This is a genomic window from Micromonospora sp. NPDC003944, assembly GCF_053605225.1.
Genome location: NZ_JBSGIV010000053.1, coordinates 22,760 through 44,804, shown reverse-complemented (window position 1 = coordinate 44,804; position 22,045 = coordinate 22,760). Strand labels below are relative to the sequence as shown.

Annotated in this window: 18 protein-coding genes; 4 read left to right on the top strand and 14 right to left on the bottom strand. The window is 70.2% G+C overall.

The annotated features are described in order from the left end of the window. The first annotated feature begins 276 nt into the window (after positions 1-276). Positions 277-6,108 carry a ThuA domain-containing protein gene (locus tag ACWER9_RS23720; protein ID WP_452303902.1) on the top strand — a complete coding sequence of 1,944 codons (5,832 nt, stop codon included), beginning with the start codon at positions 277-279 and terminating at the stop codon, positions 6,106-6,108. A 72-nt stretch (positions 6,109-6,180) separates the two neighbouring features. Beyond that, positions 6,181-6,717, top strand: coding sequence for a hypothetical protein (locus ACWER9_RS23715; protein WP_452303901.1), 537 nt, complete (start codon positions 6,181-6,183; stop codon positions 6,715-6,717). Positions 6,718-7,013: 296 nt separating this feature from the next. Here ACWER9_RS23715 and ACWER9_RS23710 read toward each other — a convergent pair whose 3' ends face one another. After that, a complete protein-coding gene (locus tag ACWER9_RS23710; protein WP_452303900.1) occupies positions 7,014-7,976 on the bottom strand; it encodes an aldo/keto reductase in 963 nt (320 codons plus the stop codon). 176 nt (positions 7,977-8,152) lie between these two features. Beyond that, entirely contained in the window at positions 8,153-8,725 is a 573-nt protein-coding gene (locus ACWER9_RS23705; RefSeq protein WP_452303899.1) for a peptidoglycan-binding domain-containing protein, read from the bottom strand. 165 nt (positions 8,726-8,890) lie between these two features. Between ACWER9_RS23705 and ACWER9_RS23700 the strand changes: the two genes are divergently transcribed. Beyond that, positions 8,891-11,692 carry a BTAD domain-containing putative transcriptional regulator gene (locus ACWER9_RS23700; protein WP_452303898.1) on the top strand — a complete coding sequence of 934 codons (2,802 nt, stop codon included), beginning with the start codon at positions 8,891-8,893 and terminating at the stop codon, positions 11,690-11,692. A 34-nt stretch (positions 11,693-11,726) separates the two neighbouring features. Here ACWER9_RS23700 and ACWER9_RS23695 read toward each other — a convergent pair whose 3' ends face one another. Together ACWER9_RS23695 and ACWER9_RS23690 are read right to left on the bottom strand one after the other, a co-directional pair. Then, positions 11,727-13,406: an ABC-F family ATP-binding cassette domain-containing protein gene (locus ACWER9_RS23695; RefSeq protein WP_452303897.1), complete on the bottom strand. Its 1,680-nt coding sequence runs from the start codon at positions 13,404-13,406 to the stop codon at positions 11,727-11,729. Between the two features lie 40 nt (positions 13,407-13,446). Further along, positions 13,447-14,052, bottom strand: coding sequence for a class I SAM-dependent methyltransferase (locus tag ACWER9_RS23690; protein ID WP_452303896.1), 606 nt, complete (start codon positions 14,050-14,052; stop codon positions 13,447-13,449). A gap of 102 nt (positions 14,053-14,154) precedes the next feature. Here ACWER9_RS23690 and ACWER9_RS23685 point away from each other — a divergent pair, with 102 nt between their 5' ends. Then, positions 14,155-15,267, top strand: a complete 1,113-nt coding sequence (locus ACWER9_RS23685) for a hypothetical protein (RefSeq protein ID WP_452303895.1) — start codon at positions 14,155-14,157, stop codon at positions 15,265-15,267. An 11-nt stretch (positions 15,268-15,278) separates the two neighbouring features. Here ACWER9_RS23685 and truA read toward each other — a convergent pair whose 3' ends face one another. The 10 genes from truA to map all read right to left on the bottom strand — a co-directional run bounded on the left by truA (position 15,279) and on the right by map (position 21,961). Continuing rightward, a complete protein-coding gene (gene truA / locus ACWER9_RS23680) occupies positions 15,279-16,109 on the bottom strand; it encodes a tRNA pseudouridine(38-40) synthase TruA (RefSeq protein WP_452303894.1) in 831 nt (276 codons plus the stop codon). 68 nt (positions 16,110-16,177) lie between these two features. Continuing rightward, positions 16,178-16,735 (bottom strand): 50S ribosomal protein L17, encoded by a 558-nt coding sequence (rplQ, locus tag ACWER9_RS23675; protein WP_452303893.1) that lies wholly within the window; start codon positions 16,733-16,735, stop codon positions 16,178-16,180. Between the two features lie 34 nt (positions 16,736-16,769). Then, positions 16,770-17,792 (bottom strand): DNA-directed RNA polymerase subunit alpha, encoded by a 1,023-nt coding sequence (locus ACWER9_RS23670; protein ID WP_007465227.1) that lies wholly within the window; start codon positions 17,790-17,792, stop codon positions 16,770-16,772. Between the two features lie 98 nt (positions 17,793-17,890). Further along, positions 17,891-18,517: a 30S ribosomal protein S4 gene (gene rpsD, locus ACWER9_RS23665; protein ID WP_007465229.1), complete on the bottom strand. Its 627-nt coding sequence runs from the start codon at positions 18,515-18,517 to the stop codon at positions 17,891-17,893. A 13-nt stretch (positions 18,518-18,530) separates the two neighbouring features. Beyond that, positions 18,531-18,938, bottom strand: coding sequence for a 30S ribosomal protein S11 (gene rpsK / locus ACWER9_RS23660; RefSeq protein ID WP_007073011.1), 408 nt, complete (start codon positions 18,936-18,938; stop codon positions 18,531-18,533). A gap of 86 nt (positions 18,939-19,024) precedes the next feature. Next, positions 19,025-19,405 carry a 30S ribosomal protein S13 gene (rpsM, locus tag ACWER9_RS23655; protein WP_030329917.1) on the bottom strand — a complete coding sequence of 127 codons (381 nt, stop codon included), beginning with the start codon at positions 19,403-19,405 and terminating at the stop codon, positions 19,025-19,027. A gap of 266 nt (positions 19,406-19,671) precedes the next feature. Then, positions 19,672-19,785 carry a 50S ribosomal protein L36 gene (gene rpmJ / locus ACWER9_RS23650; protein ID WP_043965539.1) on the bottom strand — a complete coding sequence of 38 codons (114 nt, stop codon included), beginning with the start codon at positions 19,783-19,785 and terminating at the stop codon, positions 19,672-19,674. 89 nt (positions 19,786-19,874) lie between these two features. Then, positions 19,875-20,096, bottom strand: coding sequence for a translation initiation factor IF-1 (infA, locus tag ACWER9_RS23645; RefSeq protein ID WP_007073013.1), 222 nt, complete (start codon positions 20,094-20,096; stop codon positions 19,875-19,877). 339 nt (positions 20,097-20,435) lie between these two features. Then, positions 20,436-20,987, bottom strand: coding sequence for a DUF1707 SHOCT-like domain-containing protein (locus ACWER9_RS23640; protein WP_452303892.1), 552 nt, complete (start codon positions 20,985-20,987; stop codon positions 20,436-20,438). A 122-nt stretch (positions 20,988-21,109) separates the two neighbouring features. Then, on the bottom strand, positions 21,110-21,961 hold the full coding sequence (gene map, locus ACWER9_RS23635) for a type I methionyl aminopeptidase (protein WP_452303891.1): 852 nt from the start codon (positions 21,959-21,961) through the stop codon (positions 21,110-21,112). Positions 21,962-22,045 lie beyond the last annotated feature (84 nt).

Here is a 22,045-nt window from a genome sequence, read left to right as displayed (position 1 = left end):
GGCGCGGTCGGCGACGGCCGGCGGGGTGGGCCGGCGGGAGAACGAGCAAGATCCATGGGGCACTTCATACGGTCCTGTTCGGAATGTCGCCCCCCGTTGCAGAACCGTTACCCGTCCGCATCTTGCCCGACATCGAGCCAGCCGAATTAATTTGTTCAGCGATTCGACAAAATGTCGGTGGGGGCACCTTGGCACGGTGTGACCACCGGCTCCATCAGGGACGGCCTTCGGCGAGCCGACTCCCGCGAGCTCTGTCACTACGACACAGGAGGCGGCGTGTCCCGTTCTCGTCGTGCCCGCGTACCCATCACCGCAACCCTGATCTCCCTGGCCATGGCCTCGACCACCCTGTTCGGCGCGCCTGCCCAGGCGGCCGCCCAGGTTCCCCCACGGGATGCGCAAGCCGCAGCCCCGGTCAGCCAGGTGGTGCCGAAGGCGCCAAAGGCCGCGGCCGATCCCTTCTCCGTCCTGATCTTCTCCAAGACCGCCGGCTTCCGGCACGACTCCATCCCCACCGGCATCGCCGCCATCCAGCAGCTCGGCGCTGCCAACGGATTCACGGTGGACAACTCCGAGGACGGCGCAGCATTCACCGACGCCAACCTGGCCAAGTACAAGGCCGTGATCTGGCTCTCCACCACGGGTGACGTGCTCAACGCCGACCAGCAGGCGGCGTTCGAGCGCTACGTGAAGGCGGGCGGCGGCTACGTCGGCATCCACGCCGCGTCGGACACCGAGTACAGCTGGGCCTGGTACGGCGACCTGGTCGGCGCGTACTTCGCCAACCACCCGCAGAACCAGACGGCCACGGTCAAGGTGGAAGACCACGCGCACCCGTCCACGGCCGGTCTGCCGGACCGCTGGTCCCGGTTCGACGAGTGGTACAACTACCAGTCCAACCCCCGGCCGGACGTACACGTGCTGGCCAGCCTGGACGAGAAGAGCTACACCCCCGGTGCCGGCGCGATGGGTGCGGACCACCCGGTCGCCTGGTGTCAGGACTACGACGGTGGCCGGTCCTGGTACACGGGCCTGGGGCACACCCGGGAGTCGTACGCCGAGCCCGAGTTCCTCTCCCACCTGCTCGGCGGGATCCGGACCGCGGCCGGCGTCGAGAACGCCGACTGCGGCGCCTCGAAGACGTCGAACTTCGAGAAGGTCACGCTGGACAGCAACACCAGCAACCCGATGGAGCTGGACATCGCCCCCGACGGGCGGGTCTTCTACATCGAGCGCGACGGTCGCGTGCAGATCGTGAAGCCGGACACCGGCAGCACCGTCACCGCCGTCGACCTGGACGTCTTCACCGGCAACGAGGACGGTCTGATCGGCATCCGGCTCGACCCGGACTTCGCCACCAACAACTGGGTGTACCTGTACTACGCCCCGAACGACGGGGTCACCCGCAACCTGCTGTCCCGCTTCACGGTCACCGGCGACACCATCAGCCTGGCCAGCGAGAAGCAGGTGCTGCGGGTCGACACCCAACGCAACACCTGTTGCCACGCCGGCGGCAGCATGACCTTCGACGGCGACGGCAACCTGTACCTGGCCACCGGTGACAACACCAACCCGTTCGAGTCGAACTCGTACACCCCGATCGACGAGCGGGCGGGCCGCCAGGACTACGACGCGCAGCGCACCTCCGCGAACACCAACGACCTGCGCGGCAAGGTGATCCGGATCCACCCGGAGGACGACGGCACGTACACCGTTCCGGCCGGCAACCTCTTCCCGGCGGGCACCGAGAAGACCCGTCCCGAGATCTACGCGATGGGCTTCCGCAACCCGTTCCGGATCGGCACCGACCCGAAGACCAACACGCTGTACGTCGGCGACTACGGGCCGGACGCCAACACCGACAACCCGAACCGGGGCCCCCGCGGTCTGGTCGAGTGGAACATCGTCACCCCGGGCAACTACGGCTGGCCGTACTGCACGGGCACGAACGAGGCGTACAACGACTACACGTTCCCGTCCGGCCCGAGCGGCGCGAAGTTCGACTGCGCCGCACCGGTGAACAACTCGCCGAACAACACCGGCCTGACCAACCTCCCGCCGGTGGTCCCGGCGACCGTCGACTACGGGTACGCCGGTGACGCGCGCTACCCGGAGATCGGCGGCGGCGGCGCCCCGATGGGTGGCCCGGTCTACCGCTACGACGCCGACCTCAACTCCAACCGGAAGTGGCCGGCGTACTACGACGGTAAGGCGCTGCTCGGCGAGTGGAACCAGAACAAGATGTACACCATGCAGGTGACCCCCGACGGCAAGTCGTTGGTGGACATCAACCAACTGCTCACCGGCATGAGCATGATCCGGCCGATGGACTTCGAGTTCGGCCCGGACGGCGCGCTGTACCTGATCGAGTGGGGCAGCGGCTTCGGCGGCAACAACGACAACTCCGCGGTCTACCGGATCGACTACACCGCCGGTGACCGTGCGCCGATCGCGGCGGCGTCCGCCGACCCGACCTCGGGTCCGGCGCCGTTGACAGTCACCTTCTCCAGTGCCGGCTCCCGGGACCCGGACGGTGGCACGCTCAGCTACGCCTGGACGTTCGGCGACGGGCAGACCTCGACCGAGGCCAACCCGACGCACACGTACGCCACGGCGGGCAACTACACCGCCCAGCTCACCGTCACCAACCCCAAGGGCCGGACCGCGGTGGCGAACGTGCCGGTCACCGTGGGCAACACCGCGCCGACGGTCTCCATCGAGTTCCCGCCGGAGGGCGGCTTCTTCAACTGGGGCGATCAGGTCCGTTACTCGATCAAGGTGACCGACCCGGAGGACGGGCAGATCGACTGTGCCAAGGTGGGGCTGCAGGTGCTGCTCGGTCACGACGAGCACGCCCACCCGCTGGAGCAGCACACCGGCTGCACCGGCACCGTCCAGACGTCGCTCGCCTCCGGGCACGGCGCCGAGGCGAACGTCTTCGCGGTCTTCGAGGCCACCTACACCGACGAGGGTGGTGCCGGCGGTTCCGGTGCCCTGACCGGCCGGCAGATCGAGGTCCTGCAGCCCAAGCAGAAGCAGGCCGAGTACTTCACCGCCACCGGGCGCGCCCCGGTGAGCACCGGCGGGGGCGACCCCGGCGTGCAGCGGGAGACCGGCGCCGACACCGCCGGCGGTGGTCAGAACATCGGGTTCATCGAGGACGGTGACTGGTGGTCGGTCGCTCCGGCGAACCTGACCAACATCACCGAGATCCGGTTCCGGGCCGCCTCGGCCGCCGCTGGCGGTCGGATCGAGGTTCGCGCGGGTGCTGTCGACGGACCTGTGGTCGCCACGGCCACCGTGCCGGCGACCGGCGGGTGGCAGACGTACACGGACGTGAGCGCACCGGTCACCGGCGCCGCGAGCGGCTCGCTGTACTTCCTGGCCCGCGACCCGAACGGCGGAACTGGTTCGCTGTTCAACGTCAACTGGATGGACTTCGTCGGCCGCGGTGTCACCGAGAACGGGCCGCCGGTGGTCAGCGCCACGGCCACCCCGGCCACCGGCACCGCACCGGTCACCGTCGCCTTCGACGGCACGGCCACCGACGCCGAGGGCGACACCCCGCTGACGTACGCCTGGGACTTCGGTGACGGCGGCACGGCGACCACCCTGGACGCCAGCCACACCTACACCAGCGCGGGCACCTTCACGGCCACCCTCACGGTGACCGACAGCAAGGGCGCCAAGTCGTACGCCACCGTGCCGGTGCGGGTCGATGCCCCGGACACGTCCTGCTTCGGGGCGCGTTCGGACGACTTCAACGGCAACAGCCTCGACAAGGAGCGCTGGACCAGCGTCATCCGGGAGAACCAGCTCTACTCGCTCAGTGGCGGAGCGCTCCAGCTGCCCACCGCGGTGGGTGACCTCTACGGCGCTCGCAACGACGCCACGAACCTGGTGCTCCAGCCGGCGCCCACCGGCGCCTGGGAGATGACCACCAAGGTCACCCTCCCGGTGACGGCCAACTACCAGCAGGCAGGCCTGCTGGTGTACGGCGACGACGACAACTACGCCAAGGTGGATCTGCTGTACAACGGCAGCCGTCGGGTGGAGTTCATCCGGGAGACGGCCGGCACGCCTCGCAACGAGGCCGCCGACGCCACCAACGCACCGGCGGGTGACACCGTGTACCTGCGGGTCACCAGCGACGGGACGAACCTGACCGCGGCCGTCTCGGCCGACGGGCAGACCTTCACCCCGGTCGGCCGTTCGGCCGCGCTCGCCGGCATCACCAACCCGCGGATCGGGGTCTTCGCCCTCAACGGCGGCACCGAGGCGCCGGTCGTCAACGCGGCCTTCGACTCGTTCCAGGTGACGCCGGACGCCCCGGCCGGGCCGGTCGACCCGTCGGACGAGTTCAACGGCAGCACGCTTGACAAGTGCCGCTGGGACGCGATCCTGCGGGAGGACCCGAACGGTTACCGGGTCACCGGTGGCGCGCTGCGCATCGACGTGCCGAACGGTGACATCTACGGCACCGACAACACCGGGCCGAAGAACTTCATCCTCCAGACCGCGCCGTCGGGCGACTGGACCCTGGAGACGAAGGTCGACGGCAGTCTGCTGAACGAGCAGTACCAGCAGGCCGGTCTGCTCGTGCAGGCCGACGACGACAACTACCTGAAGCTCGACTTCATCGCGGACAACACGGCCGGCTCGGCGGTGACGCGGCGGATCGAGTTCCGCAGCGAGATCGCCGGGGCGGTACAGAACCCGCAGCCGGAGGTGACCGGGCTGACCACCGCCGTGTGGTTCCTGCGCTTGGCTCGCACCGGCGACACGTTCACCGCGTCGTACTCGGCCGACGGGACGACCTGGACCGCGTTGACGGCGCTGACCAACAGTGCGGTCGGGGCGACCCCGAAGGTCGGGCTGTTCACCCTCGGCGCCAACCAGACGGCGTCGAAGACGGCAGCGTTCGACTACTTCCGGTTGAGCACGAAGGTGGCCGACGAGACCGCGCCGGTGACCACGTCGGCGGTGTCCGGCACCCCCACCGAGGGGTGGCACACCGGGCCGGTGACGGTGACCCTCACCGCCGCCGACGAGGCCGGCGGTAGCGGGCTCGCCAGCACCGAGTACCAGCTGGACGGGGCCACCACCTGGACGGCCTACACCGCTCCGGTGGCCATCAGCGGCGACGGCGAGCACGAGCTTCGGTTCCGCTCGACGGACAAGGCCGGCAACGTGGAGGCGACGAAGACCGTCTCGGTCAAGATCGACGCCACCGCGCCGGTGACCACGGCGACGTTCGCTCCGGCGAACGACTCCGGCTGGCACAACGGGACCATCCCGGTGGTGCTGGCCGCGACCGACGCCGGTTCCGGCGTCAAGACGGTCGAGTGGTCGCTTGACGGTGGCGCTTGGACGCCGTACTCGACGCCGGTCGAGGTGACCGGTGACGGCCAGCACGAGCTGCTGTTCCGGTCGACGGACAAGGCGAGCAACGTCGAGACGCTCAAGTCGGCGGTCTTGAAGATCGACGGCACCAAGCCGACGCTGCTGGTGTCCGGGCTGGCCGACGGTCAGCTCTACGGCGACAGCCAGGACGTCCGGGTGTCGTGGCAGGCCGTCGACCCGACCTCGGGCATCGCGTCCGTGGTCGGCCAGTTGGACGGTCAGACGTACGCCAGCGGCACGCTGCAGGCCATGTGCGACCTGTCACTCGGCCTGCACGAGCTGACCGTCACCGCGACCGACAAGGCGGGCAACAAGACCACCTCGTCGGTCCGGTTCTTCGTCACCACCTCGTTCCGGGACATGCAGAGTCTGCTGGACCGGTTCAAGGCGACGGGGCGGCTCTCGACCAAGGCGCACAAGCAGTTGTCGAACAAGCTCGACGCTGTCCGTGCGTCCGAGGCGGCCGGTGACGACAAGGCGGCCGTCCGGCAGCTAACCGCGTTCCGGACGCTCGCCTCCGACACCGCGCTCGTGGGCGAGGCAGAGGTCCGGAACGTCCTGATCCGGGACGCCGACGCCATGATCGTTCGGCTCGGCGGCGCGGCCAGCAAGGCCGGGGTCAAGGCGAACGACGGTGACCCGGTCAAGGGCACCGGACGGCTCGGTGGCGATGCCACCCGGCTGGCACCCGGTCGCCAGCTCTGATCCGACGAGGCCCCCTCTCCGGCGCTGCGGCGTCGGGGAGGGGCCTCCCTCATCGGTAGTGAGGAGATGTCCGTGACGGGTATCCGCAAGGTGTTTGCCGCCGTGTTCGTCGGACTGGCCCTGTTCGCCGCCGCCCCGGCGGCGCAAGCCGCTTGGGCCGCCCCGGCGCCTGCCGACAAGCTCAAGATCACGGTGGCCGGCGACGGCGCCGAGGGCGTCACCATCCAGGCCACCCACCCCGATGGCCGCCGGCTGGAGCAGGTGGTCCGGTTGGTCCTCACCGCCACCGGCCCGGACGGGCAGCGGGTCGGCCCGGTGCAACTGGATCCACAGCCCGAAGGGCACGGCTTCTACAGCAGCGGCCCGGTTCTCTCCACCGGCACCTGGAAGGTGACGGTGAACTCCCCCGCCCCACTGGCGGGCAAGGCCACCGCGACGGTGCAGGCGAAGGCGGCACAGTCACCGCCGGCGCCCGCGCCGGTCGCGGTAACCACGCCGACGGACGACGCCGGCGGCGCCGCCTGGTGGCCGTTCGCGGCGGCCGGACTCGTGCTCGTCGCCGTCGCGATGGGGGTGGCCATGCTGTTCGGCCGCCGACGCACCACCTGACCGACCGGAGCACCACCTGACCGACCGGCGCACCGAGCAGTGACAACGACCGGGCCGGGCCGCTACGAGCGGCCCGGCCCGGTCTTGCTTCATCGGCCGTTGATCGACTCGGTATTCCGGAAGTCGGGGTGTCCCGCACGAGCGGTCACCCCGACTTCAAGAAACGCGAGTGGATCACGACCCCGCGCACGCCCACGACCCCGCGCACGCCCACGACCCCGCGCACGCCCACGACCCCGCGCACGCCCACGACCCCGCGCACGCCCACGACCCCGCGCACGCCCACGACCCGGCGCTCAGAGGATGGCGCGCAGTGCCGCCAGATCGTCGTCGCTGGGCTCCCAGGTGCCGGCGGCGGCGTTGGCGAGCACCTGCTCGGGCGTGGTGGCACCGGCGATCACCGAGGTCACCGCCGGCTGGGCGGCCAGCCCGCCGATCGCCACCTGGAGCATCGTCAGATCCCGCTCGGCGGCGTACGCCTCGATCGCCTCGAGGGTGTCCCAGTCGGCCGCGGCGAACCGCTCCGCGTACCGGCCACCGCCGGAGAGGCGGCTGCCGGCCGGAGGCTGCTCAGTGCGCCTGTACTTGCCGGTGAGCAGACCGTTGGCGAGCGGGAAGAACGGCAGCATGCCGAGGCCGAACCGCTCGCACGCCGGGATCACCTCGGCCTCCACCGCGCGCTCGACGAGGCTGTAGTGGTTCTGGGCGCTGATGAAGCGGGACCGGCCGTTGGACGAGGCGACCCAGTCCGCGTCGGCGATCTGCCAGCCGGCGAAGTTGGAGTTGCCCAGGTACCGCACCTTCCCGTCCCGGACCAGGTCGTCCAGGGCGGCGAGGGTCTCGTCGATCGGGGTGCCCGGGTCGGGCTCGTGCATCTGGTACAGGTCGATGTGGTCGGTGCCGAGCCGGCGCAGCGACGCCTCCACCGCGCGGGCGATGTACCGCCGGGCGCCACGCGCGCCGTAGTCCGGCCCGTTGAGGCCGTTCATGTCCATGCCGAACTTGGTGGCCACCACCACGTCGTCCCGGCGGCCCTTGAGCGCCTGCCCGAGCAACTCCTCGGAGCTGCCCTGCGGCTCGCCGTAGATGTCGGCGGTGTCGAAGAGGTTGATCCCGGCGTCCAGGGCCGCGTCCACCACCGCTCGGGTGCCGTCGAGGTCCAACTTGCGGCCGAAGTTGTTGCAGCCGATGCCGACCACGGACACCACGAGCCCGGAGTCGCCCAGCCGGCGATAGGTCATCTCAGTCACGAGATCCACCCTATGCCGGCCGGACGTGCCCCACCTCGGCGGCGGCTCGACCGAGCGCACCTCGGTGCAGAGCTCACGGGCAGCGCCGCGGCAAGCTCGGCAGGGCCTCGGCCGACGGCCCGGCCCTCCAGGGGCCGCCGGGCGATCAACGCCCAGCGACCCCTGGAGACGCGCGGAGCTGGGGATCAGCAGGAACGGCTGTTGTAGGTGGCCCAGTAGGGGCCGCCGCCCTGAGGCGGGTAGAACCTGTAGTTCCCGTCGGGCGACCGCTGCAGGACGAACTGGTGCGCGCTGTACGGGCTGCGGGAACCCCTTGCCCCGTGGTACACCACGTACCGCCACCCGTTCTGGTCGTCGTCCTGCACGAGCTTGTCGCCGGCCTTCGTCCAGCTGTTGCGGCCAGCTGAGCCGTCCGCGCCGAGGCTCTTGTCGCGCTGGAAGTTCCTCGTTGCGGCATCGGTCTGGTCGCCGAAGACGCCATCGATGCCGGACGAGGGCAGGTAACCATTTGCCCACAGGATCGTCTGCCACAGGCAGGTGACGTTCGAGTTGCGGTGCGTGCTGACGTTGACGACGCCCTCGTCGTCGAAGTCGTCAGATACCCCACCGGTGCCGTGGACGTACGCCCGGCCGGTGTAGGAGCCGCTTGCCGCAGCCGGCGTGGCGACCGTGACGTTGATGCCGATGGCCAGTGCCGCGCCGACTGCGGGCACCGCAGCCTTACGGAGTACGCGGCGGACGGAGTGGAACGAAGACATGCATCTCCTTGCCTGGGTGGTGTCTACTTCGGATGGGCGACGGAACGCTTGAAAGGTAAGGTGGGGCCGGTACATACGCCGTACAACTGGCGTACAGGTCACCCGCCCCGTCATCCCGCGTGCGGCGCGCCTCCGGATTGCAACGACCACCTGTGAGGTGCCTGGTTGCGTTTCGAGATCCTTGGTCCGTTCCGGGTGTACCGCGAAGGCCAGCCGGTTCCGCTGGGCTCGGTGAAGCAACGTCTCCTGTTGGCCACTCTGTTGCTGCGTCCCAACGAGGTCGTCGGCACCAACGAGTTGACCTCGATGCTGTGGGGCGACGAAGAGCCGGCGTCGGCCGCCGCGAACCTGCGCACCTACGTGCGCGGGTTGCGGCAGTCACTGGGCGACGGGGCGTCCTGGGACGGGATAACCGCTGTGGCGGGCGGATACGTGCTCCGGGTGGGCCTCGACGAGCGGGACCTCGACCTCTTCGACGCCGCGGCGGCTCGGGGGCGCGACGCTCTCGCCGCCTCCGACGTCGCGCGTGCCGAGGCCGAGCTCTCCGCCGCGCTGGGCCTGTGGCGCGGGGCACCACTGTCGGACCTGCCCCTGCGTTCGGCGCTCGCGAGGCGGGTGGCGCAGTTCGAGGAACGCAGGCTACTCGTCGAGGAGGACTACGCCGAGGCGGTGCTGGCGCTCGACGCTCCGGCCGACGTGGTGCGCCGACTGCGGGCCCTGCTCGACCGGCACCCGCTGCGGCAGCGGGCCTGGGGCCAGCTGATGGTGGGCCTGTACCGCATCGGAGACGTGGCCGGCGCCCTGGACGCCTTCCGGCAGGCTCGGCAGGCGCTGGCGGAGGAGACCGGCCTCGATCCCGCACCGGAACTCGTCAAGGTCTATGACGACATCCTGCATCACCGGCCGGAATTGGCAGCGCAACCGCCATCGGGGTCGGACGGGCCGGTGCCGGGGCCGCACATCCTGCGTCCCGAGCAGTTGCCGCGAGCGGTACCCGAGTTCGTCGGCCGCAGCGCCGAGCTGGCCGACCTCGACGCGCTACTGGGCGGCAGTGCACAGAGGTCGAGCACCGTGGTCATCTCCGCGGTGTCCGGCATGGCTGGCGTTGGCAAGACCGCCCTGGCGCTGCACTGGGCGCACCGGGTCGCCGACCGCTTCCCCGACGGCCAGCTCTATGTCAACCTCCGGGGTTACGACGAGGCCGGGGTGGTGTCCCCGCTCGACGCCCTGTCCGAGTTCCTCGAAGCGCTCGGCGTGCCCCACGCCCGGATACCCGCCGGCATGGAGGCCCGTTCTGGCCTCTACCGCAGTCTGCTGGCCTCCCGCCGGATGCTCGTGGTGCTCGACAACGCCCGCGACTCCACCCAGGTTCGCGCCCTGTTGCCCGGTGCCGGCGGCTGCATGGTCGTGGTCACCAGCCGTGACCGTCTCGGCGGCCTGATCGCCGCCGAGTGCGCGGTGCCGCTGACACTGGACGTGCTCACGGCGGAGGAGTCGACGAGCCTGCTCGCCGGCCGGCTCGGGGCCGACCGCCTTTCCGGCGAGCCGGCCGCGGTGGCCGACATCGTCGAGGCCGCTGGCCGGCTTCCGCTGGCGCTGGCGATAGTGGCGGCACGCGTCGCCACCCATCCCACGTTTCCGCTCAACGCCATCGCCGCCGAATTGCACTCCACCGAGGCACGGCTCGACGTGTTGGCCGACGGCGACGTGCGGCGCGTCTTCTCCTGGTCGTACCTGGCCCTGGGGCAGGAAGCGGCCCGATTGTTCACTCTGCTGGGGCTGCATCCCGGCCCGGATCTGACCGCCGCCGCGGCTGCGGCACTCGCGGGCATGCCTCTCGCAGCCGTCACTCCACGACTGCGGGAGTTGACCCGGCTCAATCTGCTGGCCGAGCACACGCCTGGCCGATACGCCTTCCACGATCTTCTACGCGCCTACGCGGCCGAGCTCGCTGAGTCGTCGAAGCGCGCCGACGAACGTGCCGCCGCCCGGCAGCGCCTGTACGACCACTACCTGCACGCCGCCTATCCGGCCGCGCTACTGCTCCAGCCGCAGTGGCCCCCGATCGAGCCGGTGCCGCCGCTACCCGTGCCCGCCAGACGGCCGGTGACCGATCACGGTGGAGCGCTCGCCTGGTTCACGGCGGAGCACCGGGTGCTGATTCGGGTGGTTCGGCAGGCCGCCGAGAACGGGTTCGAAGCGTACGCCTGGCAGGTCGCCTGGGCGTTGAACACCTTCGTCGCACCGCGTGGCCTGTGGCAGGACCAGCTCGACATCCAACGGGTCGCGCTGGCCGCCGCAGAGAAGATCGACGACCTCGCCGGTCAGGCTGCCGCCAACCGGTTGCTCTCCCGTGCGCTGACCCGACTCGGCGACCGCGATGCCGCCGAGCACCGGCTGAAGCGCGCACTCGAGCTGCACGAACGCCTCGGCGATCCGACGGGTCAGGCGCAGACGCTGCACAACTACTGTGAACTCTGCTATCTGGACGGCCGCTTCGACGAGGCCCTCGCACACGGTCGCGAGGCGCTACGGCTCTACCGGCTGGCCGGTAACCGTTCGGGTGAAGCTCGCACACTCAACGCGATCGGTTGGCTGCTGGCCACCACCGGCGACTACGCCCAGGCCATCGAGAGCTGCACCGAAGCACTCGACCGGCAACGACAGAGCGACGACCGCAACGGCCAGGCCGCGACGCTCGACAGCCTTGGCTTCGCCTACGACCGCCTCGGAGAGCGCGACCGCGCGGCCGACTGCTACGAGCAGGCGATCCAACTCTTTCGCGACTCCGCCGACCGCTACCACGAGGCGGAGACCCTCATCCGACTCGGGGACACCCGGGAAGGGATGGGTGACCTGACCGCTGCCGCCTCCGCCTGGCACCAGGCCGTGCGAATCTACGAGGACGTGGGCGAGCCCGCGGCCGAGGAGGCCCGCCGCCGCCTCGAACGCCTGGTCCCGTCCTAGTCGTGTCGGAGCCCGAGTCGCCCGGCGGCGGCGATCACCCGACGTCCCAGACCGGTTCCGGGGTCTCCACCACCTCGCTGTCGCCCCGGAACAGCACGAACCGGTCGAAGGACCTGGTGAACCACCGGTCGTGGGTGACCGCGATCACCGTCCCCTCGAAGGCGTTCAGGCCCGCTTCGAGAGCTTCCGCGCTGGCCAGGTCGAGGTTGTCGGTGGGTTCGTCGAGCAGCAGCAGCGTCGCCCCGGACAGCTCCAGCAGCAGCACCAGGAAACGGGCCTGCTGCCCGCCGGAGAGCGTCCCGAAGCGCTGGTCACCCTGCGCGGCCAGTTCGTACCGACTGAGCACCCCCATCGCCGCGTGCCGGTCCAAACCGGCGCGGTGCTCGTCGCCCCGCCACAGGATCTCGACGAGCGTCTTCGACATCAGCTCCGGCCGGTCGTGGGTCTGGGAGAAGTGGCCGGGACGGACCCGGGCACCGAGACGGGCCGTACCGTCGTGCGCCACCGGCGCCAGCAGACCCGCGCCGTCGACCGGCCCGTTCGCCGGGTCCGGGTCGGTGCCGCCGCGAGCCAGCAGGCGCAGGAAGTGCGACTTGCCGGTGCCGTTGGCACCGAGCACCGCCACCCGATCGCCGTACCAGATCTCCAGGTCGAAGGGGAAGGTCAGGCCGTCCAGCTCCAGCTGTTCGCAGACGACCGCGCGCTTGCCGGTCCGTCCGCCGCTGAGGCGCATCCGGATGTCCTGGTCCTTCGGGGGTACGGGCGGCGGCCCGGCCTCCTCGAACTTGCGCAACCGGGTCTGCGCGGCCTGGTAACGCGAGGCCAAACCGTCGTTGTACGCGGCCTTCTGCTTGTACATCAGCATCAGCTCGCGCAGCTTCTGGTGCTCCTCGTCCCAGCGTCGACGCAGCTCGTCGAGGCGGGCGTGCCGAGCCACCCGCGCCTCGTGCCAGCTGGCGAAGCCGCCCGGGTGCACCCAGGCGCTGCCACCCTCGACGGCGACCACCCGGTCGGCGCTCTGGGCCAACAGCTCGCGGTCGTGCGAGACGTAGAGCACCGACTTCGCCGACTCGCGCAGCCGCGCCTCCAGCCAGCGCTTGCCGGGCACGTCGAGGAAGTTGTCCGGTTCGTCGAGCAGCAGCACCTCGTCCGGGCCGCGCAGCAGCAACTCCAGGGCGAAACGTTTCTGCTGGCCGCCGGAGAGGGTCCGCACCGGCCGGTCCCGGACGGCGTCCCACTGCTTGTCGAGCACGATCGTCGCGACGGTGTCGAAGAGCACCTCGGCGTCGTACCCGCCGGCCTCGCCCCAGGCGCCGAGCGCGTCGGCGTACGCCAGCTGGGCCTTGCCTGCGGCGTTGCTGAACTTGCCGTGGGCCTCGGCGGCGCGCATGGCAGTCTCCGTCTCACCGAGCCGGCGGCCGGCGTCGCGTAGCGACGGCGGAGCCAGTGACAGCGCCAGGTCGGCGAGGGTCGAGTCGTCGCCGATCATGCCGATGAACTGGCGCATCACGCCCAGCCCACCGGCCCGGGCGACGACACCGGTGCGCACCGGCAGGTCGCCGGCGACCATTCTCAGCAGCGTCGTCTTTCCCGCGCCGTTCGGCCCGACCAGGGCTACCTTGCTGCCCTCGCCGACCCGGAACGACACGTCGGCGAAGAGTTCCCGACCGTCGGGCAGGATGTGCCCGACCGCTGCCACGTCCACGTATCCCACGCCGGGATCCTGCCCCAGTGCGCGTCGGGGGTATATCCAATTACCGGGTGACGCGCAGCACCCGGAAGCCCTTCTGGCTGGCGTACCGCTCGACCTGCCAACTCTGCTCGGTGAGCCAGCGTTGCAGCGAGTCGCCGCCGAGGTGCCTGGCGACGACCAACCAGCCGACGCCGTCCGGGGTGAGTCGAGGCAGCCAACGCAGCAGCAGGTCGTGCAGCCCGTCCTTGCCGATCCGGATGGGTGGGTTGGACCAGAGCTGGGCGAAGCGGACGCCCTCCGGAACGTCGTCGGGTGCGCTGACCCGGACCCGGTCGCCCGCGCCCACCCGAGCCGCGTTGGCGGCGGTCAGCTCACGGGCCCGGGCGTTGACGTCGACGGCCCAGATGGTGCTCGCGGGCGCGAGGTCGGCGAGCACGCAGCTGATCGGCCCGAAGCCGCAACCGAGGTCGAGTAGGTCTCCGGCGGTGTCGGCGGCGGGCAGCTCGGCCTTGCGCAGGAGGACTGCGGTGCCTGGGTCGAGTCGGCTTGCGGAGAAGACCCCGCCGGCCGAGGCGAGCCGGTAGTCGCGGTCGGCGACGGAGAACTCGACCTCCCGCGGCGGGGCGTCGCTGGTGGGCTGAGCGGTGAAGTAGTGGTCGCCGGTCACCCGACGATTCTCGCACCGGCCGGTGCCGGGCCTGGCACGGCCCACGCACACATTTACCCAAAATTACCCCCTAAAGGGACAATGACTTCTACTCTAGGCGACATGGTGTATCGGTACCAGTCCGATGAGGACGCTTTCGAGGAGTACCCGGAGCCCGGGTCCGACCTGTCGATGCTCGGCGCCGGTTCGCCCCCGCCGGCCGGGCCCTCTCCGTCGCGCTTCCCCACGCCGTCGCTGCCCCGGCCCAACCAACTCTCGCTGCCATCGTCGGGATCCGCCCCGACCCGCGACATACCACAGCCCGGGCCGGGTCGCGCCACTGCGCCGCAGCCACTGCCGGCTCGCGCCGACGTCCCACCGGCCCCGCCGCGCAGCCAGATCTACACCTCGGCAATGCCGGTGGAGCCGCCCGCCCGGCGCGGCGGCGGCCGACTGTGGCAGGTCCTGATCGGTGGCGCGGCCGTCCTGGTGCTGCTCGCTCTCTGCGGCCTCGGCGCCGCCGCGCTACTCATCGACCGGAACGAAGCCCCGCAGAGCAACCCGACGTACCAGCCGAACGCCGCCCCGACGTCGGCCGCGGCGGATCGGTTGGCCCTCGACTCCCGGGACACCGACCAGGCGCCGCTCACCGCCAAGGAACTCTTCCCCGGCAAGGAACTGAAACTCACCGACGGCCAGCCGAGCTATCAGGTGCTCAAGACCCAGTCCAGTGGCAGTTGCGCCGTCGCCGCCACCGACGAGGTCGCCGACCTGCTGGTCCGCCTCGGCTGCAACCAGATCGTCCGGGCCACACTGAGCACGCCCGACGGCGACCACCTGGTCACCAGCGGCCTGTTCAACCTCACCGACAAGGTCAGCGCGGAACGAGCCCGGGACCGGCTCCGGCAACTGCTCGACGAGCGGCAGGGCCGTTTCCGTGGTCTCACCGCAAACGACGGTGACGGCACCGATGTCCTGGCCAGCGCTCCGGCCCGCGTCGGCTGGCAGGTCCGTGGCCACTACCTGGCGTACGCGCTCGTGGTCCGCAAGGACGGGACGGCGATCAAAGCGGGTGACGCCAAGGTCCGCGAGATCCTGTTCGACATGATCGAGCTGCACCTCAGCCGGGGCGTGCTGCAGAGCCGCGCCGACGGCGGCACCGCCGCGCAACCGACGGCCGCCCCGACCGGCAGTAACGCCAACCAGGGCGGCGACGGGAGCCTGCCGGGCGACTGACCCGGCGGCGGTCAGCCCTCGACCGGCACCCGCAACCGCCTGGTGAGGGTGGCGCGGTCGGCGTACTCGGCCGGATCCGCCGGGTAGCCGACGGCGACCAGGGTCAGCCCTCGCGCGGGTGCCACGGTCACCTCGCTGGACCGCTCCCGCTGGGTCAGCAGCGTGCCCGGCCACTCGGCCGGACGACGGCCGTCCCCGGCCACCAGCATGGCCCCCACCAGGCTGCGCACCATCGCCTGGCAGAACGCGTCGGCCTGCACGGTCGCGACCAGGATGCCGTCCGGGTCGCGACGCCAGTCCAGCCGGGTCACCTCGCGCAGCGTGGTCGCGTTCTCCTTGCGCCGGCAGTACGCGGCGAAGTCGTGCTCCCCCACCAGCCCGGCCGCGGCGGCGTTCAACGCGGCCAGGTCCAACGGCTTCGGCCAGGCCAGCACCTCGTGCCGGCGCAGCGGTTCGGCACCGAAGGGCTCATCGGTGACCCGGTACTCGTAACGCCGGAAGGTGGCCGAGAACCGGGCGTCGAAGTCGGCCGGCACCTCGGTCATCGCACGTACGCGGACGTCGGTGGGGAGCAGCCGGGCCAGGCGACGCAGCAGCCGGCCCTCGTGCTCTCGCCATACCTCCACCGGCAGGTCCAGGTGGCACACCTGCCCGGTGGCGTGCACCCCGGCGTCGGTGCGCCCGGCCACCGTCAGTCCGGTGGCCGTACCGACACCGAGGACCAGGTCCAAGGTCTCGACGAGCACCCCCGCGACGGTGCGCCGGGTCGGCTGGGCTGCCCAACCGGAGAAGCCGGTGCCGTCGTACGAGACGTCCAGCCGCAGCCGGATCCGCTCGTCCACCTCGTACCTCCCGTTACGGGTCGGGCCCGACACCCCCACTGGGGTGCCGGGCCCGACGATGCCCTTGATCAGGCCTTGTTCTCGGTGGCCTCGTCGCTGTCCTCGCGGGCGGCGTCGGTGTCACCGGACGCCGACACCGGCGCCTCGGAGTCCTGGTCGGCCGGGGCCGACTTCGGGGCCTCGTCGGCCGGGGCGAGCGCCTCGACCTTGTCCTGCTGCGCGGCCTTGCGGGCGGCGGTCTTCTTGTTCGCCTTCGGCTCGGCGACCTGAAGCTCCTCCACCAGCTCGATGATCGCCATCGGAGCGGCGTCACCCTTGCGCGGGCCGGTCTTCACGATCCGGGTGTAACCGCCGGGGCGGTTGGCGTACCGGGGCGCGATCTGGTCGAACAGGGCGTAGACCACGTCCTTGTCCTTGACGACGCCCAGCACCCGCCGCCGCGAGGCGAGGTCACCGCGCTTGGCCTTGGTGATGAGCTGCTCGGCCAGCGGGCGCAGCCGCCGGGCCTTCGTCTCGGTGGTCTGGATCTTGCCGTGCTGGAACAGCGCGGTCGCCAGGTTGGCGAGCATCAGCCGCTCGTGCGAGGGGCTGCCGCCGAGGCGGGGGCCCTTGGTGGGCGTGGGCATTTTTGGTGCTCCTCAGTTGTGGCGGCAGCGCGGACTAGAGCTGCTCGGTCTCGCGGTAGTCGTCGGTGTCGTAGTCGGCCTCGCCGAAGGTGTCCACGACGTGCGCCGGGTCGAAGTTCGGAGCCGAGTCCTTCAGCCCGAGACCCATCCCGGCGAGCTTCATCTTGACCTCGTCGATCGACTTCTGACCGAAGTTGCGAATGTCGAGGAGGTCGGCCTCGGTACGCCCGATGAGCTCACCAACGGAGTTGATGCCCTCGCGCTTGAGGCAGTTGTAGGAGCGGACGGTGAGGTCCAGCTCCTCGATCGGCAGGGCGAGGTCCGCCGCCAGCTGGGCGTCCTGCGGGGACGGCCCGATGTCGATGCCCTCGGCGGTCTCGTCCAGCTCACGGGCGAGCCCGAACAGCTCCACGAGCGTCGAACCGGCGGAGGCCAGCGCGGTACGCGGACCCATCGACGGCTTGGTCTCGACGTCGATGATCAGCCGGTCGAAGTCCGTGCGCTGCTCGACACGGGTCGCCTCGACGCGGTAGGTCACCTTCAGCACCGGCGAGTAGATCGAGTCGACCGGGATCCGGCCGATCTCGGCGCCGGACTGCTTGTTCTGCGCCGCCGTCACGTAGCCCCGACCCCGCTCGACGGTCAGCTCCATGTCGAGCCGGCCCTTGCCGTTCAGGGTGGCGAGCTTGAGATCCGGGTTGTGCACCGAGACGCCGGCCGGCGGCTGGATGTCGCCAGCGGTGACGTCGCCCGGACCCTGCTTACGCAGGTACATGCTGACCGGCTCGTCGTGCTCGGAGCTGACGCACAGCTCCTTGATGTTCATGACGAGCTCGACCACGTCCTCCTTGACACCGGGGATCGTGGTGAACTCGTGCAGCACACCGTCGATCTTGATCGAGGTGACGGCCGCGCCCGGGATCGACGACAGCAGCGTGCGCCGCAGCGAGTTGCCCAGGGTGTAGCCGAAGCCCGGCTCGAGCGGCTCGATGGCGAACCGGGAGCGGGTCTCGTTGATCGACTCCTCGGAGAGGGAGGGTCGCTGACTGATGAGCATCTTGTCTCTTCTCTTCCGGGACGCCCGCTATTTGACGCCCACGACACAAACTGTTCCGGTGGCCCGCCCCGGAGGGCGGGCCACCGCAACGAGCCCGACTACTTGGAGTAGAGCTCGACGATCAACTGCTCCTGGACCTGCGTGTCGATGACCTGCCGGGCCGGGAGGGAGTGCACGAGCACCTTCATCTGGCTCGGGATGGCCTCGAGCCACGCCGGAACCGTCTTCGAGCCGGCCTGAGCCTGCGCGACGACGAACGGGGTGAGCTCCTTGCTCTTGCCCCGAACCTCGATGATGTCGTGCTCCTTGACGCGGTACGACGGGATGTCGACCTTCTTGCCGTTCACCGTGAAGTGACCGTGCTTGACCAGCTGGCGGGCCATGTCCCGCGAGTGGGCGTAGCCGGCCCGGTAAACGACGTTGTCCAGCCGCGACTCGAGGATCTGCAGGAGGACCTCACCGGTCTTGGCCTGCTTGCCAACGGCTTCCTCGTAGTAACCGCGGAACTGCTTCTCCAGCACGCCGTAAACCCGGCGGGCCTTCTGCTTCTCACGGAGCTGGAGCAGGTACTCCGTCTCCTTGGTGCGGCCGCGGCCGTGCTGCCCGGGCGGGAACGGCCGGGACTCGAACGGGCACTTCGGACCATCGCACTTGCTGCCCTTGAGGAACAGCTTCATCTTCTCCCGCCGGCAACGGCGGCAGTCAGCACCGGTGTAACGAGCCATCTCTCTCTACCTCTCAGACCCGGCGACGCTTCGGCGGACGGCACCCGTTGTGCGGCTGCGGCGTGACGTCGGAGATCTGCCCGACCTCGAGGCCCACAGCCTGCAGCGAACGGATGGCGGTCTCCCGGCCGGAGCCGGGACCCTTGACGAACACGTCGACCTTGCGCATGCCGTGCTCCATGGCGCGACGCGCGGCAGCCTCGGCGGCCAGCTGCGCGGCGAACGGAGTCGACTTGCGGGAGCCCTTGAAGCCGACCTGGCCAGCGGAGGCCCAGGAGATGACCGCACCGGTCGGGTCCGTGATGGACACGATGGTGTTGTTGAACGTGCTCTTGATGTGCGCCTGCCCGTGGGCGACGTTCTTGCGTTCCTTGCGCCGGACCTTCTTAACAGCGGCTCCGGCACGAGCCTTCGGTGGCATAAGTCTGTGCGCTCCTAGTTGACATTCCGGAACCGGATGCGGCCTGGCCTACCTCGACAGGGCCAGCTGGAGTTCCGGTTCAGGAATTACTTCTTGCCGGGCTTCTTCTTGCCGGCGACGGTCCGCTTCGGGCCCTTGCGGGTCCGGGCGTTGGTCTTGGTCCGCTGGCCACGCACGGGCAGGCCCCGGCGGTGCCGGATGCCGGCGTAGCAGCCGATCTCGACCTTGCGGCGGATGTCAGCGGCGACCTCGCGGCGCAGGTCGCCTTCAACCTTGTAGTTGCCCTCGATGTGGTCGCGGAGCTGCACGAGCTCCTCGTCCGTGAGGTCCCGAGCGCGCTTGTCCGGCGAGATGCCGGTGGCGGCGAGTGTCTCCAGGGCGCGGGTGCGACCGACCCCGAAGATGTAGGTGAGCGCGATCTCCAACCGCTTCTCGCGGGGGAGGTCCACGCCGACTAGACGTGCCATGTGCGGGCGTACTCCTCGTGTTGTGTGGCGGAGGTGTGGACCCGTCCCACCCCGCTACCGGCCGTCCCGTCTTTCCGACGCGATGCGCGCCGGCGACCGGGATCGGTCGCTGCCCGAGCGGGCCCCGGCCTCCGACCGGGGGTCAGCCACGAAGAGGTACGTCTGGCGTACCGCCCGCGGCTGGGACGAGCATGTGTGATGTGTGTGTCGCTGGGGATCTGCCTGGACCAACGCCACCCGGCCGTGCTCCGGCCGGACGGGCTGAATCAGCCCTGGCGCTGCTTGTGGCGCGGGTCGCTGCAAATGACCATGACCCGGCCGTGCCGGCGGATAACCCGGCACTTGTTGCAGATCCTCTTGACGCTCGGCTTGACCTTCACGGTTGCCTTACTTCCCATCTGGCCCGGCGACGCGTTGCGCGAGACCGGACGTCGAAGACGGACACGGGACTTCCCGGCCGTCGTCAGGACTACTTGTAGCGGTAGACGATGCGCCCGCGGGTCAGGTCGTACGGCGAAAGTTCGACGACGACCCGGTCCTCCGGAAGGATGCGGATGTAGTGCTGCCGCATCTTGCCGCTGATGTGAGCCAACACCTTGTGGCCGTTCGCGAGCTCCACCCGGAACATGGCGTTCGGCAGGGGCTCGATGACCCGACCCTCGATCTCAATGGCTCCGTCTTTTTTCGGCATGTCCTCCGCTGTCCTGACGTCGATTGCTCCGGGCGGCCCACAACGTCTTACACGGAAATCTGATCAGAATCAGAAGCCCGCGCCAGCCGCGGCTCCAGCTCCCACCGAAGCGCAGGGTGGGCATGCCGGAGTGGACGCTGTGCGCCGATCTGAAAGTGTACGCCCGCCAGCAGGCGCCCGCCAAACCGACCACCCATCGAACCCCAGGCCCACCCGAACAACCCCCCGCCCGGCCACGTTGATCATGAAGTTGTGGTCATGACACGCCGGAGTCGGCGGCAACAACTTCATGATCAACCGGGGCGTGGGGCACCAGCGGCCAGGACGGCCGGGGTCGGTTCAGGGGGTTGGTGGGGGGTCGTGCGGTTTCTGGGCGCGCTTTGCCTGTTTGCGCTCTCGGCGACGTTGGCGCTTGATGGCTTCGCGTTGGGGCTCCTTCGCGGCGAGCCCTGCCACCGACCGCACCACGAGCACCGCGCCCCACGGCCCCGCCACCCAACCCGGCCAGAAGTAGAGCAGATCCTGACTGAGCAGTGACGTAACCGCCCAGATGGCCACCACGATCGGAACCACCCGGAGATACGGAAACCACACCTCACCCAACCAGCGGGCGGTGACGCCCCTGGCGAGGGCCGGATCTGGTTGGTCACCCAGCAGGCTCACCGTCGGCCCGACGGCGGGCGCCAGGGCCGACCTCTGCGCCGGCGCCACCGGCGGCAGGTCGGTGAGCAGGGCCTCAAGATCGGCGTACGTGCGTGCCGCGTAGGCCCGCTGCAACCGCTCGTCGTACTCGTGCAGATCCAGTCGCCCCTCGTCGAGGGCGACCCGCAACCTGTCGGCCACCGCCGCGCGGTCGGAGTCCGCGGCTCGCATCCCGTCGCGCCCGTCCATGCCGGCAAGCATGCCACCGTCGCGCCAGTCCCGCCTCACCCCGGAGGCCGGTCGATCATGAGGTTGTTGTCAGCCTCACCGGCATGCCAGGGCAACAACTTCATGATCGAAAGCGGGGCCGGTCAGGAGGTCGTCGAGGCGGCGGGCTGGCGGGCGGTGACCAGATCGCCCAGGCGGGCGCGGCCACCGTCGAACGCGGTGAGCACCCAGACCCCGTCCGGCAGCAGCGCCATCGAATGCTCGACGTGCGCGGCCACCGAGCCGTCCCGGGTGACGACCGTCCAGCCGTCGGCCAACTCGACGGTACGCGGCGACGCCATGGTGATCATCGGCTCGATGGCAAGCGCCATGCCGGTGACCAGTCGCGGGCCCTTGCCCGGCCGACCGTGGTTGAGCACGTGCGGATCCTGGTGCATCTCGGTGCCGATGCCGTGCCCGCCGTAACCGTCGACGATGCCGTACCGGCCGCCCTTGCGGACCGCGGTCTCCACGGCGTGCGAGATGTCGGTGAGGCGCCCCTTGCCGCTTGCCGCCCCACGCGCGGCGGCGGCGATGCCGGCCCACATGGCGTCCTCGGCGACCTCCGCCATCTTCAGCAGCGCCGGGTCGACCTCGCCGACCCCGACCGTGATCGCCGAGTCGCCGTGCCACCCGTCCAGCACCGCGCCGCAGTCGATGGAGATCAGGTCCCCGGCCTGCAGCACCTGCTTCGGCGACGGGATGGCGTGCACGATCTGCTCGTTGACCGAGGAGCAGATCGACGCCGGAAACCCGTGATAGCCCTTGAACGACGGGACGCCACCCGCCTCACGGATCGTCGCCTCGGCGATGGCGTCCAGATCGGCGGTGCTCACGCCGGGGGCGACAGCCTCCCGCATCCGGCGGAGCGCCTCGGCCACCACCAGCCCGGCGGCCCGCATCTTCTCGATCTGGTCAGGGGTCTTCAGCTGGATGTCCAGCTGGGGACGACGCATGGAGCGTTTACCTTTCGTTGCCGAACAGCGGGGCACATACCGCGTACCCCGCTGTTCGCACTCTATCCGCCGTGGCCCGGCCGG